Here is a 15,978-nt window from a genome sequence, read left to right as displayed (position 1 = left end):
TATGCTTACATTTGATAACGTAAGATTTCAGTATGACTGTGAAGATTTTTCCATCATTGACCATCTGTCCTTTACTGTCCAGGATGGAGAATTCGTGTCCGTAATCGGTCCTTCCGGATGCGGAAAAAGTACGATTTTTCGGCTGGTCAATAAGCTTCTCCCTCCTGCAGAAGGAAATATTCTGATCAATGGACAGAATATCAATGGTCTTAAAAACTACTGTGGGTATATGCCGCAGCAGGACATGCTGTTCCCATGGCGGACAGTAAAGGAAAATGTTATGCTTCCCATGGAAATTCAGGGGAGCATTTCCAAAGCAGAGATGGAAGAGCGGGCAGAGCAGGCATTGGAATCTGTCGGTTTAAAAGATTGGGGAAAGAAGTCTCCACGGGAGCTTTCCGGCGGTATGCGGCAGCGTGCAGCATTTGCCAGAACTGTGCTCACCGGATCAGATCTTTTGCTTCTGGATGAACCTTTCTCCGCCCTTGATTATCTGACACGCCTTTCCATGCGGGAATGGCTTTTGGAACAATGGGAACGCGAGCAGAAGACCGTTCTTTTTATTACCCATGATGTGGAGGAGGCAGTCTTTTTATCCAGCCGAATCCTGGTGGTGGAAGAAACTCCCATCACTCACTTAAAATCCATTGAAGTTCCGGCAGAATATCCGCGAACAAGGGAAGAACTGACCCGTTCTGAAATCGTGGAATTAAAAGAAAATTTAATTGAAATGCTCAGGAGGAATCCGTAGATGAATGAGACGAAAAAACGCGGGAATGCAAATCTTCCGGCCTTGATTCTCCTGGCAGTATTACTGATGTTCTGGCAGGCTGCTGCTATGGGAATTGATGCAGCCTATATTCTGCCGTCACCGACGCAGATTTTAGTCCGTCTCTGGGAACTGCGAGGTCCGTTATTTACAGCGCATCTTCCGGCTACCATGTCGGTAGTTGCCATCGGACTTTCCATTTCTATTGTTCTGGGACTGGGACTTGCCGTTCTTATGGATATCAGTGAGATTGCGGAAAAAGCATTATATCCGTTAATTATTGCTTCTCAGACGATTCCGACCACTGCATTGGCACCGCTTTTTGTGCTCTGGTTTGGTTATGGTATCTGGAGTAAAGTGCTGGTAACGGTATTGATTACCTTTTTCCCTATTACCATCACGGTATTTGACGGATTTAAATCGGTAAAGACAGAGATGGAAGAATTGTTATTTACCTTTGGCGCAAGTAAACGCCAGATCTTTTTTAAACTGAAAATTCCGGCAGTGCTTCCCTGCTTCTTTTCTGCCATCAAAATGGCTGTTCCCATGTCCATCATCGGAGCTGCCATTGGCGAATGGCTTGGCGCACAGAGCGGACTTGGATATTTCAGCAGACGAATGATGACACAGCTTGACGGAGCCGGTGTATTTGCACCGATTCTCCTGCTCTCCGTGGTAGCCATGTTCTTCACCGAACTGGTAGCGATTCTGGAAAAACGACTGATCCACTGGAGAAATGACTAAACGAAAGAGGACTACGATTGTGAAAAAAAGAATATTAGCAGCTGCCCTTGCAGCAACTTTAAGTGTAACCATGCTTTCCGGATGCGGAAAAACGGAATCAGCGTCCAATACCAATCCTTCTGAAACGGCAGAAGAGGCAGTGGAGGAGGAAACAGTCGAAGAAGATGCATTAAGAGAAGTCAATGTGGTACTGGACTGGTACCCGAATGCCATCCATGCATTTCTTTACACGGCTATCGAAAGAGGATATTTTAAAGAGGAAGGACTGGATGTACAGATCCGTTTTCCTTCCAATGCAAGCGATGCCCTGTCTTTAGTAGCAGCAGGTAAAGCTGAGATTGGCATGTATTATCAGCATGACGTAATTCAGGCCATTGCCAATCAGAAAACACCGGTGAAGGCTATCGGTGCGATCGTGCAGTCTCCACTGTGCGTTATCCTTTCTCTGAAAGATAAAAATATTACCGGACCGGAAGACCTGGCAGGAAAAACGATTGGCTATGGTGGAACTGCCCTTAGTGAAGCTTTTATTAAATGTATGATAGAAAATGTTGGTGCAGACTCTTCTGATGTGAACATGGTTGATGTAGGATTTGATCTGATGAGTTCCATGACCACCGGAAATGTAGATGCGACGATCGGCTGTCTCGTAAACCATGAAGTACCTCAGATGGAAGAAGAGGGATTTGATGTTAACTACTTTATGGTAAATGGATATGGCATCCCGAATTACTATGAAGAGGTGTTCCTTACCAACAATGATATTTTGGAAAATGAGCCGGAAGTGGCAGAAGGATTTATCCGTGCCTGCAAGAAAGGCTTTGCAGATTTCCAGGCTGATCCGGATGGATGCCTTGCGATCCTGATGGAGAACCAGAACGAGGAGAACTTCCCACTGACGCAGTCTGTGGAGGAGCAGTCCTGTGCAACCCTGCTCCCGTTGATGGCAACAGATGATGCTGCATTTTTAAGCATGACGGATGACTGCTGGCAGCAGAACATCGACTGGATGCTGGCAAACGGACTCATTGATCAGTCTGTAGAAGTATCTGATGTAATGGTAAATTTAGGTGAATAGTAAAATGAAATAGAACAGAAAGTCCCGGGATTGGATCTGGCCACCATCCCGGGATTTTTGTTTGCGCGCCATTGTTTGAGGGGTCTTAATTGTGCTATAATAAAATATACTTTTGAACATAAGGAGCAATTGGATGGCAGCCAAACGAGGAACCCAGAAAACGAAATACACGCCTGATTATGTGGTCTTTGATCTGGAGACTACAGGCATCTCCCGCGTATATGACGAAGTGGTAGAGATTTCTGCTGTGAAGGTCCGGGGAGGAAAAGTCGTGGATGAGTTCAGTACTCTGGTCAATCCGGGACGGCATATTCCGTCAGGTGCAAGTCAGGTAAACGGCATTACCGATCAAATGGTAGCTTATGCGCCGCGGTTTGTAAAAGTGCTGCAGGAATTTCTGGATTTCACGGAAGGTTATCCTCTGGTGGGCCACAATATTGCTTCTTTTGATATGAAATTTATCTGCAGGGACGCGGAGAAATACTATGGCTCTGTTCCTGTCAACGACTATGTAGACACACTCCCTCTGGCAAGAAAGCATCTTCCGAATCTTTCCCATCATAAACTGACCGATCTGGCTTCTTACTATGGTCTCACAACGGACGGCGCACACCGGGCGCTGAATGACTGCCGGATGAACCAGCAGGTCTATGAGTGTATGGTAAAAGAGATGCGGGAGGCACGGACCGGGAAATCGGCATCATCAGAAAACAATGCACCGGAAAGAAATCCTGCTGTTCCGGAGAAGCCGAAACATTCAACCATGAAACTTCGTGGCGTGGTGGAACGAATTACTTATCAGAACCCGGAAAATGGCTATACAGTACTTAAATGCGCAGTGAAGAATTATAACGATCTGGTAACAGTCATTGGAAATCTTCTGGATGTCAATGTAGGTTCGGTGCTGCTCATTGACGGCAACTGGAAGGTGGACAGTAAGTATGGCCGTCAGTTCGTGGCAGAGAGTTGGGAAGAAACGCTACCGGCGACAGTTTTTGGTATTGAGAAATACCTGGGTTCCGGTCTGATCAAAGGTGTAGGACCCAAATTTGCCAAACGGATTGTGGGGCTTTTCGGGACTGACACCATGGATGTGATTGAGTGTGATATTTCCCGGCTGAAAGAAGTGGAAGGCATCGGTGAAAAACGAATCCGGCAGATTCATGAAAGCTGGGAGCGGCAGAAAGAGATTAAAAATGTCATGCTTTTTCTGCAGGATCATGGAGTGAGTACTTCTTTCGCAGCCAAGATTTACCGTCAATATGGAAATGACAGTATTGCAAAGGTAAAGGAAAATCCATTCCGGCTGGCAGACGATATCTGGGGCATTGGTTTTAAGACGGCAGATAGCATCGCGGAGAAGCTGGGCATTGGAAAAGAAGCGTTTGTGCGTCTCCGAAGCGGTATCATGTATACGTTAAGCAGTCTGGCAGATGAAGGCCATGTTTATGCCTATAAAGGACAACTCATAAAACGGGCAACCGAACTTCTGGAAGCCGAAGAAAGCAGTATCGTCATGACCCTGGACCAGATGCTGGCGGACAAAGATGTGATCTCGGAACCGGTATCGGAAGAGAAAGGGGACGCTATTTATCTGCCGCCTTTTTACTATGCGGAGGTGGGCGTTGCTGCTAAAATCCGGAAACTGTTACAGAATCCGGCACAGGATCGCCTATGGACATCTCTGATGGAGGCGCGGAAACGGACTGGAAATAGGGATCTTTCTATTGATGTAAAGAAGATCGAAGCCAAAATCGGCATGGAATATGATGAGATTCAGGCAGATGCCATCCGACAGGCTGCAGTTTCCAAGATAATGATTCTTACCGGAGGACCCGGTACAGGAAAGACCACGACGACGAAAGGCATTATTTCTGCTTATCAGTCCTTCGGGTTAAAGATTCTGCTGGCAGCACCAACTGGAAGAGCAGCCAAGCGTATGACGGAGACAACCGGGCTGGAAGCAAAGACCATTCACAGGCTTTTGGAGTGTAAGCCGCCGGAGGGCTATCAGAAAAATGAGGAAAATCTCCTGGAAGGAGATGTGCTCATTGTCGATGAGTGTTCCATGATTGATCTGGTGCTCATGAATTCACTGCTCAAAGCCATCCCGGCGGGCATGAGAGTGGTTCTGGTGGGAGACATTGACCAGCTGCCATCGGTAGGCGCAGGAAATGTATTGAGGGATCTGATTGATTCCGGAGTGGTTCCGGTGATCCGCCTGACCCGCATTTTCCGCCAGGCACAGACCAGCCGGATTATCATGAATGCCCACAGGATCAATGAGGGACAGATGCCGGATCTCTCCAATGGAAAAGAGACAGACTTTTTCTTTACGACCAAAGAAGATCCGGAAGAAGCAGTGAGGGAGATTGTCAGTCTGGTGCAGCATAAGCTGTCCCGTTATTACCGCACGCCGTCTTCGCAGATCCAGGTATTAACGCCTATGCAGAAAGGTGTCGTTGGAGCGACGAATCTCAATCTGGCGCTGCAGGAGGCTTTGAATCCCCAGGGTGACGGATTACGGCGAAGCGGTTTTATTTTCCGGCGGGATGACAAAGTCATGCAGATCAGGAATAATTATGATAAAGAAGTATTTAACGGAGACATCGGTATCATTGAATCGGTGGATCTCCAGAACCGGACACTGAAAGTCAATTTTGATCAGCATGTGGTGGAATATGAGTCTTCCGAACTGGATGAACTGGTACATGCTTATGCCACCACCATTCACAAAGCACAGGGATCTGAATACCCCATTGTGGTGATGCCGGTGCTCATGAATCATTATGTAATGCTTCAGAGAAATCTGATCTATACGGGAATTACAAGGGCGAAGAAAATTCTTGTCATGGTGGGAACCAGAAAAGCCCTGGCCTGTGCCGTGCGGAATGTGACGGTCCACCGACGGAATACGCTTTTAAAAGAGCGGTTGCAGCAGTCGATGGACAGGATAGAAACAAGAGAGGGACGATAAATGAAGACAAAACAATTATTTGCCGTCGGAATGGCAGCGCTGATGTTGATGGGATGCGGCAGCAGTGCCGGACGCATCCGATTCGGTGCAGCAGGACTGGGCGGAATGTATCAGGCATTTGGTGATGCTTTCGCAAAGCTTTCCGAGGAAGGGGAAGGAACAGATCCAATTGAAGTGCGGACGACGGCCGGATCAGCGGCTAATATCCGGTTGCTTTCCGAGGATTATGTACAGATGGCCATTGCCCAGGCGGATATGGCGGAGGATGCATATGCAGGAACCGGTGTATTTGCAGATGGGGAATCCTATGCAAACTTCAGTGCCGTGGCCGGGCTTTATACGGAAGCCTGCCAGGTTGCAGTTCGCGCAGATTCAGAGATTGCATCCATAGAAGATCTGCAGGGAAAGACCGTGAGCATCGGAGAAGAAGAGTCAGGAACCGAGCAGAATGCCCGGCAGATTCTGGAAGCCTACGGTCTTGGTGACCGACTGGTGGAAATGAAATATTTTACGTATACAGAAGCAGCGGACGCCCTGCAAAAAGGTGAGATTGACGCCATGTTCTGTACAGCAGGTGTGCAGACGACAGTGCTGGAAGAACTGACCCGTCAGCGTGAGATTCGTTTCCTGAATGTGGATGGAGAGGGCGCCGGCCGGCTTCTGAGTGCTTATCCGGCATATGAGACGTATGTAATTCCGGCAGATACTTATTCCGGACAGGCAGAGGAAGTCTCCACGGTAGGTGTGAAAGCACTTCTTCTGGCCAGTGACAAATTGTCCGCAAAGACAGTAAAACAGATAACAGGACTTTTGTTCGGGAACAGTCAGAAATTACAGTATGCTCTTCCTCTGGATCTGGTGCTTGATGAATCTTCCTCCACCGACAGAATTTCTATTCCCTTTCACCCGGGAGCCGCAGACTATTATAAAGAATGCGGCATTGACGTAACCTCAAAGGAAGGAAACAAATAAACAAATGAATATGATACATCTTGATATGTATCAGACCATTGCCGCAGCGGTTGTGGCTCTGATGCTTGGAAAATTTTTAAGAAAACGGGTAAATATTCTGGAACGATTCTGCATTCCTGCCCCGGTCATCGGAGGCGTGGTATTTGCAGTGCTGACCTGTGTATGTTACGTCACCGGAATTGCAGAGTTTTCATTTGATGACATTTTAAAAGAAGTCTGTATGGTATTTTTTTTCACATCTGTAGGTTTTCAGGCGAACTTAAAAGTCCTGAAGAGCGGAGGAAAAGCACTGATTGTATTTCTGGGACTGGTCATTGTACTGATCGTGTCACAGAACTTCCTGGCAGTAGGCCTTGCAAAATTACTGCATATTGATGTGCTGGTGGGCTTATGTACCGGTTCTATCCCCATGGTTGGCGGACATGGTACTGCAGGTGCATTCGGTCCGGTGCTGGAAGACTTTGGCATTGAAGGCGCATCTACGCTTTGTACCGCAGCTGCTACCTTCGGTCTGATCGCAGGCAGTATGATGGGTGGCCCTATCGGAAAACGTCTGATTGAGAAAAAGAATCTTTTGTCTACGGCAGTTACAGAGGATGACAGCCTTCTGGTAGAAGAGGAGCGGAAGCATGAGCGTCATACCAGCATGTATCCGGCTGCTGTGTTTCAGCTGATTATTGCCATGGGTATCGGCACGATTCTGTCAGATCTTCTGTCCATGACCGGCATGACCTTCCCGATCTATATCGGAGCCATGATCGCAGCCGCTGTTATGAGAAATATTGGTGAATATACTGGAAAATATGCGACTTATATGGGTGAGATCAACGATATCGGTGGTATCAGCCTGTCCCTGTTTCTTGGGATTGCCATGATTACGTTGAAGCTCTGGCAGCTGGCGGATTTGGCACTTCCGCTGCTGATCTTACTGGCAGGACAGGTAGTGCTGATGTTTGTTTTTACGTATTTTGTTGTTTTCTTGGTTATGGGACGGGATTACGATGCAGCAGTGATTTCTTCCGGCGTCTGCGGTTTTGGTATGGGTGCAACCCCCAATGCCATGGCCAATATGCAGGTGCTGTGTGAGAGATACGCTCCGTCAGTCAAAGCCTACCTTCTGATCCCGCTGGTAGGAAGTTTGTTTGCGGACTTTTTGAACAGTCTGGTGATCACACTGTTTATTAATTTTCTGTAAATATCCGGGGCAAGCATATGGCTCTGAATAGTTGTAATAGTTTCATATAAGGAAGGATGAAATCATGTTCTGGAAAAAATTCTGGGAAAAACGAAAAATGAAAGAAAAAGAGCCGGATTATGATGTGGAGAGCGAAAATCTGGCCATTCCGGAGGTGCATCTTCATGGCCATCACGGCCATAAAGAAGAGGCGGATGTGCATCACCACGGAGAGAGCATTAGTTATGACAATGTAGCCATTCCGGAGATCCATATTAAGAAAAAATAGAGGAGAATTTAAAACAATGGAAGAAATGATGGAAGAATACGTGACATTTCACGTGACAGCAAAAGACGGATCCGATGTGGAAATGGCCGTCGTAGATGAATTTGATTTTGAAGACAAACATTATGTAGTCGGTGCGGTAGTAAAAGATGATACTATTGATGATGAGGGCAGATATATCTACGAATGTATCATGGATGGTGATGACTTCACCGTACAGCAGATTAAGAAAGAATTCGACTACAGACGAGTTGCCAATGCGTATATGGCGATGGATGGGGAAGAGTAAACAGTGTACTAATAAATTTACAGGGTCGGTTGCCAGCGTAGCCGACTCTGTATTGCTTTTCATGGAAAAATCCAATATAATATTATGATAGTTTCCGACAGTCATATATTGATATGGACGGAAAAGTGTAAATATAGATATCTATTCAGAAAGAATGAGGCAGCAGGAATGAATCTTCCCCAGTCATTTATTGAAAATATGAGTGAAATCTTAGGACCGGAACTGGACGAGTATCTGGAAAGTTACGAAAAACCGAAGTTTACGGGACTGAGAGTGAACACATCCAAGATTTCCGTGGAGGAATTTGAGCGGATCAATCCGTTTAAGAGTCTTCGCAGAGTTCCTTGGACACCAAACGGTTATTATTATACAGAAGAGGATGCACCGACAAAGCATCCTTATTATTATGCAGGTCTTTATTATATTCAGGAGCCAAGTGCCATGACGCCTGCCAGCGTACTTCCGATAGAAGAAGGAGAGCGGGTGTTGGATCTTTGTGCAGCACCTGGCGGAAAGGCAACAGAGCTGGGAGCAAAGCTTAATCATACGGGACTTCTGGTGGCTAATGATGCCAGCGCATCCCGTACGAAGGCACTCTTGAAAAATCTGGAAGTATTTGGTCTTCCCAATATTCTGGTGACCAGTGAGATGGGAGATAAGCTTGACCGGTATTTCCATGAATATTTTGATAAAATCCTTATTGATGCACCCTGTTCCGGAGAGGGGATGTTCCGTAAACAGGCGCATATGATTCCGGCATGGGAGCGTCAGGGTCCGGAAGTATTTTCCAAAATGCAGCGGGAGATTCTGGATCAGGCAGCGAATCTTCTAAAGCCGGGCGGCACGATGCTGTACTCCACCTGTACGTTTTCCAAATTGGAAAATGAAGGAAGTATGGATTATTTTCTTTCCAATCATCCGGAATTTCATCTGGAAGAGATTCCGTGGTGTGAAGGATTCTGCCCGGGTAAACCGGAACTGGTAGGCAGCAAATTCCCGTTGGAGCATTGCGTACGTCTGTTTCCGCATAAGATTGACGGGGAAGGACATTTTCTGGCTCTGCTCACGAAAGACGGGGAACGGACACCCAATGCCATGGAAGGTGCGGCAAAGCCTGCAAAACTTCCGGCAGAGTTGGAGGATTTCTTAAAGGATGTCTCCATGCCCCTTGAAAAAACACAGATTCAGGTAAAAGACACGAAGGTATTTCTTATGCCGGAGGGTTTGAAAGGATGTAAGGGACTCAGGTTCCTGCGTTCCGGTCTCTATATGGGAGAACTTCTGAAGAAACGATTTGAACCGAGTCAGGCCTTTGCCATGGTACTAAAGAAGCAGGAATATGCATCCGTGATTGATCTTCCGGCAGCGGATGAGCGGATTCTTCGTTATCTGAAAGGCGAGACCATCGAGATCGAGGATGGCGAGAGTACCCGCGATGCGGGATGGCAGTTGGTCTGTGTGGATGGATATCCGCTGGGCTGGGGCAAACTGATCCGCGGAACTCTTCGGAATAAATATTTCTCCGGATGGAGGATGAACGCATGATGCGTCTGGATAAATTCCTGTGTGAGACAGGATTCGGTACCCGCAGCCAGGTCAAAGAAATGCTGAAAAAAGGACAGGTGACGGTGAATGGTGTGGCGGCGAAGAAGCCGGAGCAGAAGATCGACGAGCACAAAGATCAGATAACCTGTCAGGGAAAAATAGCTTCCTATGAAAAATATGTCTATTATATGCTTCACAAACCGGCAGGAGTGGTGTCTGCCACGGAAGATAAGCGGGAGAAAACGGTGCTTGATCTTTTAAAATCGGAAGACCGACGCGATGGTATTTTTCCGGTGGGACGGCTAGATAAAGATACGGAAGGATTCCTACTGCTCACAGATGACGGAGATCTGGCACATCGATTATTATCCCCGCGGAAGCATGTAGACAAGACCTATTATGCGAAAATCGCTGGCAGCGTAACGGAAGCTCATATAGAGCGATTCCGTGAGGGACTGGATATCGGTGATGAGAAGAAGACGTTACCGGCGATGCTGAAGATTCTGGCATCAGAACCGGAGACCAGTGAAATCCGGATTACGATCCATGAAGGAAGATTTCATCAGGTAAAACGGATGTTTGAAGCGGTAGGCTGTAAAGTAACCTACTTAAAACGTCTGTCCATGGGAGCGGTTGCACTGGATGAGACACTTGCTCCAGGTGACTATCGTCCATTAAATGAGAAAGAAAGAGAGCTGCTTGGTATTTCTTAAGCAGCATGAAAGGATAATAATATGAAACATGGGTTCCTGCCGGTGAGCAGAGAAGACATGAAAAAACAGAACATTGACCAGCTGGACTTTGTCTATGTGATCGGAGACGCTTATGTGGATCATCCATCTTTTGGCCCGGCTATTATTAGCCGTCTGTTGGAAGCAAGAGGCTATACGGTAGGCATCATTGCACAGCCGGATTACCGGAAGGCGGAGAGCATTATGGCACTTGGCGAGCCACGGCTTGGATTTTTAGTCAGTGCCGGGAACATGGATTCCATGGTCAATCATTATACGGTGGCGAAAAAGCACCGGAAGACCGATGCCTACACACCCGGCGGTGAGATGGGAAAACGCCCGGACCGGGCAGTCATTGTATACTGTAATTTGATTCGGCAGAAATACAAGCATGTACCGGTCATTGCGGGAGGAATCGAGGCTTCTCTTCGAAGACTGGCTCATTATGATTACTGGTCAGACTCCATGCGCAGATCCATTTTGATGGAAAGCGGTGCAGATCTGATTTCCTATGGAATGGGAGAGCACTCCATCATTGCCATTGCGGATGCCCTGGATGCGGGACTTCCCATTCGGGAGATTACGTATATTCCGGGAACGGTATGCAAAGTGCGCTCACTGGAAGAAATCAGCGATTATACCATGCTTCCGTCTTATGATGAAGTACGTAACGATAAGAAAAAATATGCGGAAAGCTTCTATACGCAGTATTGTAATACAGATCCATTTTCCGGGAAACGGCTGGTAGAACCATATTCGGACAATTGTTTTGTGGTACAGAATCCGGCAGCAGAGCCATTAAGTCAGGAAGAAATGGACGAAGTCTACAGTCTGCCTTATATGAGAACCTGGCATCCCATGTACGATGCTGCAGGCGGTATTCCGGCATTTTCTGAGGTGAAATTCAGTCTGGTCAGCTGCCGCGGCTGCTTTGGCGGCTGTTCTTTTTGTGCGCTGACCTTCCATCAGGGCAGAATTATCCAGTCCAGAAGCCATGAGTCTCTGATCGAAGAGGCAAAGCTCATGACGGAGGAGAAAGATTTTAAGGGATATATTCATGATGTGGGCGGACCAACCGCCAATTTCCGGTTCCCAGCCTGTGAAAAGCAGATGACCAAGGGAGTCTGCCCCAACAAACAGTGTCTGTTCCCGGAGCCTTGCCGGAATCTGCGGGCGGATCATCGGGATTATATCGCATTATTAAGAAAACTGCGGGCACTTCCAAAGGTGAAGAAGGTCTTTATCCGTTCCGGTATTCGATTTGATTATGTACTGGCAGATAAGAATGATCAGTTTATGGAGGAACTGTGCCGGTATCATGTGAGCGGCCAGTTGAAAGTGGCACCGGAACATGTATCGGATGCCGTACTTTCCTGCCTTGGAAAACCGAAGGCGGCAGTCTATGAGGAATTTTGCCGCCGTTATAAGAAAATGAATGAAAAGCTGGGTCTGAAGCAGTATCTGGTTCCATATCTGATGTCTTCCCATCCGGGAAGTACCATGAAAGAGGCTGTGGAACTGGCAGAATACTGCCGTGACCTTGGTTATATGCCGGAACAGGTGCAGGATTTTTATCCGACGCCATCCACCATTTCCACCTGTATGTATTATACAGGACTGGATCCCCGGACTATGAAACCGGTCTATGTGCCGCATAATCCGCATGAAAAAGAAATGCAGCGTGCGCTGATCCAGTATCGAAATCCGAAGAACCGGGAGCTGGTAAAGGAAGCTCTTCGGAAAGCAGGCCGGGAAGATCTCATTGGATTTGGTCCCAAATGTCTGCTACGTCCGGGCGGGGGAACACCTGCACCGGAAGGAAAACATAAGGATGGTCGAAAATCCCAGACAGGTAAAAGTTCTGTAGGAGAGAACCGGAACGGAAAAGCACCGGTACGTGGAACCAAAGAAACGGTCCGTCCGAAAAAGAAAACCATTCGTAATACCCACAGAAAGAAGAACAGCTGATGAAGAAACGTTTAGAAAAAGGAACCTATGGCTACATTGACAAACTGAAAGTACAGGAGTGGAAGAAGTCGGCTGTTATGCTGGCTGTGCCGATTCTTGTATTCCTCATTGGCTGGGTAGTGATGAAGACCCGTTTGCAGATTGTGACAGTCATTGCCATTGTAGGTTGTCTTCCAGGATGCAATCAAGTGGTACATGCCATTCTGGCAAGCCGATATCATTCTATAGAGAGGAAGCTTTATGAAGAAGTGGAAGCGGAAAGAGGCAGCCGGCTGGTACTCTATGAAAATGTGTTTACCACCTATGATAAAAACTTTGTGGTGGACTGTATTCTCATTTCCGGCAGAGAGGTGCTTGGATACAGCAGTGATGAGAAGACCGATACAAAAGCGGTGGAAACCCATCTGACTGCCATTCTCAAGCAAAATTCCTACAAACAGAATGTGAAGATCATGAAGGACAAAAAGGCATATCTGACCCGTGTAAAGGAACTGGCTTCCAGAGAACCGGAGGAGGTCCCGTTCCGGGAGGATGAGCGTTGTCCGGGCATGACGAGAGATGAAGTGGTAAGCTATATTTTGCAGTCCATTTCTTTATAGAGAAAGGATTTCATTTTATGAAATTAATTACCGTCCATAAACAGGAGGAGGGACAGCGTCTGGTGAAGCTTCTGGGAGCTTATCTGAAGGAGGCTCCCAACTCCTTTTTTTATAAAATGCTCCGCAAGAAAAACATTACACTCAATGGAAAGAAAGCAGATGGCACAGAAAAGCTGAAATGCGGTGACGAGATCCGGCTGTTTCTCTCAGATGAGACCTACGAGAAATTTGCTGGAAAGGTGCAGCCGAAGGAAAAGTTCCCGATGGCAAAACTGAACATTGTGTATGAAGACAGCAATGTCATTTTTATCAATAAACCGGCAGGCATGTTAAGCCAGAAATCGGTACCTTCGGATGTGTCCTTAAATGAATATCTGCTGGGATATCTGGAAAAGAGCGGACAATGGAAACAGGAAGAGTCAAAGGCATTCCGTCCGTCGGTCTGCAATCGTCTGGACCGGAATACCAGCGGTATGGTGATCTGTGGAAAATCCATGGTGGGACTGCAGCAGATGGCAGCGCTTTTAAAAGACCGGAGCCTTCATAAATACTACCTTTGTCTGGTAAAAGGAGTTATGACAGAGAGTCAGCATCTGGAAGGGTATCTTCTGAAAGATGAGAACAGCAACCAGGTGAAGATATTTCAGAAAGAAACAGAAGGGGCAGCCCACATTATTACAGAGTACGAACCTCTGTATACAGAGGGAGAGACAACACTTTTGAAAGTGACACTTGTCACAGGTAAATCTCATCAGATCCGCGCACACTTATCCTCCATCGGACACCCGATTATCGGAGATCCGAAGTATGGAGACCGAAAAGTGAATGCATTTTTCCGGGAGACACATGGAATTAAAAATCAGATGCTCCATGCATGGAAACTGACATTCCCGGAATTAGCGGAGCCCCTTGACAATCTGTCAGAAAAAAGCTTTGAGGCAGAACCGGCGGGACTCATGAAGCAGTATCTTATGAAAGCGAAAGGAGATCTGCAGTAATGGGTACATGGAATTCCAGAGGATTAAGAGGTTCCACGCTGGAGGAAATGATTAACCGTACCAATGAAAAATATCGGGAAAAAGGACTGGCTCTGATTCAGAAGGTACCAACCCCCATCACTCCTATTAAGATCGACAAGACGCACCATCAGATTACTCTGGCCTACTTTGACCAGAAGAGTACGGTGGACTATATCGGAGCTGTACAGGGAATTCCGGTTTGTTTTGACGCCAAGGAATGTGATGTGAAGACATTTCCGCTGCAGAATGTCCACGAGCACCAGGTGAAATTTATGGAAGATTTTGAAAAGCAGGGCGGAAAAGCATTTTTGATCATTTACTATACGTCAGAGCAAAAGTTTTATTATCTTCATATCCGCCAGCTGCTTATTTTCTGGAACCGGGCAAAAGAGGGCGGACGGAAGAGCTTTCGGATGGAAGAACTGGATCCGGTTTACTTTTTTGATACAGATAAGGGCTATCTGGTGCCTTATCTGGAACCTTTAAGTTATGATCTGGAAACAGAAAGCGAAGGTTGACAATCAGGAAAGACATGATATAATACTGTTATTGATTTTAATGAATTAGCACTCTACTACAATAAAGCAAACAAGGAGCACGACGATGTACAAACAGATCCTGCACACGCCGGAGGGCGTAAGAGACATCTATAATGGAGAATGCCGACGCAAACAGTATATACAGGAAACTCTTCACCAGGTACTGACCGGATATGGTTATGAAGACATTCAGACACCGACCTTTGAATATTTTGATGTATTCAGCCGGGAGGTGGGAACCGTTCCGTCCAGGGAACTTTATAAGTTCTTTGACAGAGAAGGAAATACGCTGGTTCTTCGGCCGGATGTAACGCCTTCTATCGCCAGAGCGGTTGCAAAGTATTTTGCACCGGAAGACATGCCGGTTCGTCTTTGTTATATGGCAAATACCTTCATCAACAGTTCCGATTTTCAGGGACGTCTGAAAGAGACCACTCAGATTGGTGCAGAGCTTATCGGTGACGGCAGTGCAGAAGCAGATGCGGAGCTGCTGGCATTGGTTGTAGAATCTCTTCTGAAGACCGGTCTGAAAGAATTCCAGGTAAGTGTAGGCCATGCAGATTTCTTCAAGAGCCTTCTGAAAGAAGCGGATCTTCCTGAAGAGATGGAACTGGAATTACGGGAGTTTATTTCCAATAAAAATATGTTCGGCGTGCGGGAACTGCTGGATGCGGCAGAATTATCCGAGCAGCTGAAAGAGGCGCTGGTGAAAGTGCCGGATCTTTTTGGCTCTGTGGAGATTCTGGATGTGGCAGAGAGCTGTGCCATATCCGAGGAAGCAAAGGCATCCCTGCAGCGTCTGCGCAGGATCTATGAACTGCTGACCTTCTATGGATATGAAAAATACATTACCTTTGATCTGGGTGTGATCAGCAAATATCAGTACTATACAGGAATTATTTTCCAGGCTTATACCTATGGGACAGGAGAACCTATTGCCAAGGGCGGACGTTATGATACGTTGATGGATCATTTTGGAAAACCGGCTCCGGCCATCGGATTTGTCTGTGTGGCAGATCGTCTTCTGACCGCACTGAACCGTCAGAACATTAAGCTTGATGTGGATCGTCCGCTGACATTGCTCTTGTATTATCCGGAGGAGTCCAGAAAGGCCATTGCCTGCGCAGGAGAACTGAGAAGTCAGGGCGGCCCGGTGGAACTGTGCTGCATGGCACAGGACAGAATGGTGGATACTTACCGGGATTATGCATCCAGAAAAGGAACAAACAGACTCTGCTATTATAAAGATGGTAATCTGGTAGCAGAATTTTTAAGTACGGAACAGTAA

15 protein-coding genes are annotated in these 15,978 nt (G+C 46.9%); all 15 read left to right on the top strand.

All coding sequences use genetic code 11. From position 1 onward, the window contains the following. Position 1: 1 nt before the first annotated feature. Positions 2 to 751, top strand: a complete 750-nt coding sequence (locus ACZMB2_RS00250) for an ABC transporter ATP-binding protein (protein WP_487594986.1) — start codon at positions 2 to 4, stop codon at positions 749 to 751. Next, positions 752 to 1,513 (top strand): ABC transporter permease, encoded by a 762-nt coding sequence (locus ACZMB2_RS00245; RefSeq protein ID WP_118770031.1) that lies wholly within the window; start codon positions 752 to 754, stop codon positions 1,511 to 1,513. Between the two features lie 19 nt (positions 1,514 to 1,532). Beyond that, the gene (locus ACZMB2_RS00240) at positions 1,533 to 2,591 is read left to right on the top strand and encodes an ABC transporter substrate-binding protein (RefSeq protein ID WP_487594985.1); all 1,059 of its coding nucleotides are present in this window, start codon (positions 1,533 to 1,535) and stop codon (positions 2,589 to 2,591) included. A gap of 133 nt (positions 2,592 to 2,724) precedes the next feature. Then, on the top strand, positions 2,725 to 5,568 hold the full coding sequence (gene recD2 / locus ACZMB2_RS00235) for an SF1B family DNA helicase RecD2 (protein WP_487594984.1): 2,844 nt from the start codon (positions 2,725 to 2,727) through the stop codon (positions 5,566 to 5,568). Then, positions 5,569 to 6,540, top strand: coding sequence for a TAXI family TRAP transporter solute-binding subunit (locus ACZMB2_RS00230; RefSeq protein ID WP_487594983.1), 972 nt, complete (start codon positions 5,569 to 5,571; stop codon positions 6,538 to 6,540). 4 nt (positions 6,541 to 6,544) lie between these two features. Beyond that, on the top strand, positions 6,545 to 7,735 hold the full coding sequence (gene gltS, locus ACZMB2_RS00225) for a sodium/glutamate symporter (protein ID WP_487594982.1): 1,191 nt from the start codon (positions 6,545 to 6,547) through the stop codon (positions 7,733 to 7,735). A gap of 64 nt (positions 7,736 to 7,799) precedes the next feature. Further along, a complete protein-coding gene (locus ACZMB2_RS00220; RefSeq protein ID WP_487594981.1) occupies positions 7,800 to 8,003 on the top strand; it encodes a hypothetical protein in 204 nt (67 codons plus the stop codon). 16 nt (positions 8,004 to 8,019) lie between these two features. Continuing rightward, positions 8,020 to 8,289 carry a DUF1292 domain-containing protein gene (locus tag ACZMB2_RS00215; protein ID WP_487594980.1) on the top strand — a complete coding sequence of 90 codons (270 nt, stop codon included), beginning with the start codon at positions 8,020 to 8,022 and terminating at the stop codon, positions 8,287 to 8,289. A gap of 168 nt (positions 8,290 to 8,457) precedes the next feature. Further along, positions 8,458 to 9,834, top strand: coding sequence for an RsmB/NOP family class I SAM-dependent RNA methyltransferase (locus ACZMB2_RS00210; RefSeq protein ID WP_487594979.1), 1,377 nt, complete (start codon positions 8,458 to 8,460; stop codon positions 9,832 to 9,834). After that, positions 9,816 to 10,547, top strand: coding sequence for a pseudouridine synthase (locus tag ACZMB2_RS00205; RefSeq protein ID WP_487594978.1), 732 nt, complete (start codon positions 9,816 to 9,818; stop codon positions 10,545 to 10,547). Before ACZMB2_RS00210 ends, ACZMB2_RS00205 begins: the two co-directional genes overlap by 19 nt. A 21-nt stretch (positions 10,548 to 10,568) precedes the next feature. Further along, entirely contained in the window at positions 10,569 to 12,533 is a 1,965-nt protein-coding gene (locus tag ACZMB2_RS00200) for a YgiQ family radical SAM protein (protein ID WP_487594977.1), read from the top strand. Further along, positions 12,533 to 13,132, top strand: coding sequence for a hypothetical protein (locus tag ACZMB2_RS00195; protein WP_487594976.1), 600 nt, complete (start codon positions 12,533 to 12,535; stop codon positions 13,130 to 13,132). Before ACZMB2_RS00200 ends, ACZMB2_RS00195 begins: the two co-directional genes overlap by 1 nt. 17 nt (positions 13,133 to 13,149) lie before the next feature. Continuing rightward, positions 13,150 to 14,130 carry an RluA family pseudouridine synthase gene (locus tag ACZMB2_RS00190; RefSeq protein ID WP_487594975.1) on the top strand — a complete coding sequence of 327 codons (981 nt, stop codon included), beginning with the start codon at positions 13,150 to 13,152 and terminating at the stop codon, positions 14,128 to 14,130. After that, complete coding sequence (locus ACZMB2_RS00185) at positions 14,130 to 14,669, top strand: Holliday junction resolvase RecU (RefSeq protein ID WP_118769582.1); 540 nt, start codon at positions 14,130 to 14,132, stop codon at positions 14,667 to 14,669. Before ACZMB2_RS00190 ends, ACZMB2_RS00185 begins: the two co-directional genes overlap by 1 nt. 85 nt (positions 14,670 to 14,754) lie before the next feature. After that, positions 14,755 to 15,978: an ATP phosphoribosyltransferase regulatory subunit gene (gene hisZ / locus ACZMB2_RS00180; RefSeq protein WP_487594974.1), complete on the top strand. Its 1,224-nt coding sequence runs from the start codon at positions 14,755 to 14,757 to the stop codon at positions 15,976 to 15,978.

This window comes from Hominiventricola sp., from assembly GCF_057604405.1.
This window is presented reverse-complemented; position numbering and strand designations above follow the sequence as displayed.

Excerpts from the sequence above, each read along its gene's own strand:
- ACZMB2_RS00250 (WP_487594986.1), top strand. The coding sequence starts at position 2 with ATGCTTACATTTGATAACGTAAGATTTCAGTATGACTGTGAAGATTTT.
- ACZMB2_RS00245 (WP_118770031.1), top strand. The coding sequence starts at position 752 with ATGAATGAGACGAAAAAACGCGGGAATGCAAATCTTCCGGCCTTGATT.
- recD2 (WP_487594984.1), top strand. The coding sequence starts at position 2,725 with ATGGCAGCCAAACGAGGAACCCAGAAAACGAAATACACGCCTGATTAT.
- ACZMB2_RS00230 (WP_487594983.1), top strand. The coding sequence starts at position 5,569 with ATGAAGACAAAACAATTATTTGCCGTCGGAATGGCAGCGCTGATGTTG.
- gltS (WP_487594982.1), top strand. The coding sequence starts at position 6,545 with ATGAATATGATACATCTTGATATGTATCAGACCATTGCCGCAGCGGTT.
- ACZMB2_RS00220 (WP_487594981.1), top strand. The coding sequence starts at position 7,800 with ATGTTCTGGAAAAAATTCTGGGAAAAACGAAAAATGAAAGAAAAAGAG.
- ACZMB2_RS00215 (WP_487594980.1), top strand. The coding sequence starts at position 8,020 with ATGGAAGAAATGATGGAAGAATACGTGACATTTCACGTGACAGCAAAA.
- ACZMB2_RS00210 (WP_487594979.1), top strand. The coding sequence starts at position 8,458 with ATGAATCTTCCCCAGTCATTTATTGAAAATATGAGTGAAATCTTAGGA.
- ACZMB2_RS00205 (WP_487594978.1), top strand. The coding sequence starts at position 9,816 with ATGGAGGATGAACGCATGATGCGTCTGGATAAATTCCTGTGTGAGACA.
- ACZMB2_RS00200 (WP_487594977.1), top strand. The coding sequence starts at position 10,569 with ATGAAACATGGGTTCCTGCCGGTGAGCAGAGAAGACATGAAAAAACAG.
- ACZMB2_RS00195 (WP_487594976.1), top strand. The coding sequence starts at position 12,533 with ATGAAGAAACGTTTAGAAAAAGGAACCTATGGCTACATTGACAAACTG.
- ACZMB2_RS00190 (WP_487594975.1), top strand. The coding sequence starts at position 13,150 with ATGAAATTAATTACCGTCCATAAACAGGAGGAGGGACAGCGTCTGGTG.
- ACZMB2_RS00185 (WP_118769582.1), top strand. The coding sequence starts at position 14,130 with ATGGGTACATGGAATTCCAGAGGATTAAGAGGTTCCACGCTGGAGGAA.
- hisZ (WP_487594974.1), top strand. The coding sequence starts at position 14,755 with ATGTACAAACAGATCCTGCACACGCCGGAGGGCGTAAGAGACATCTAT.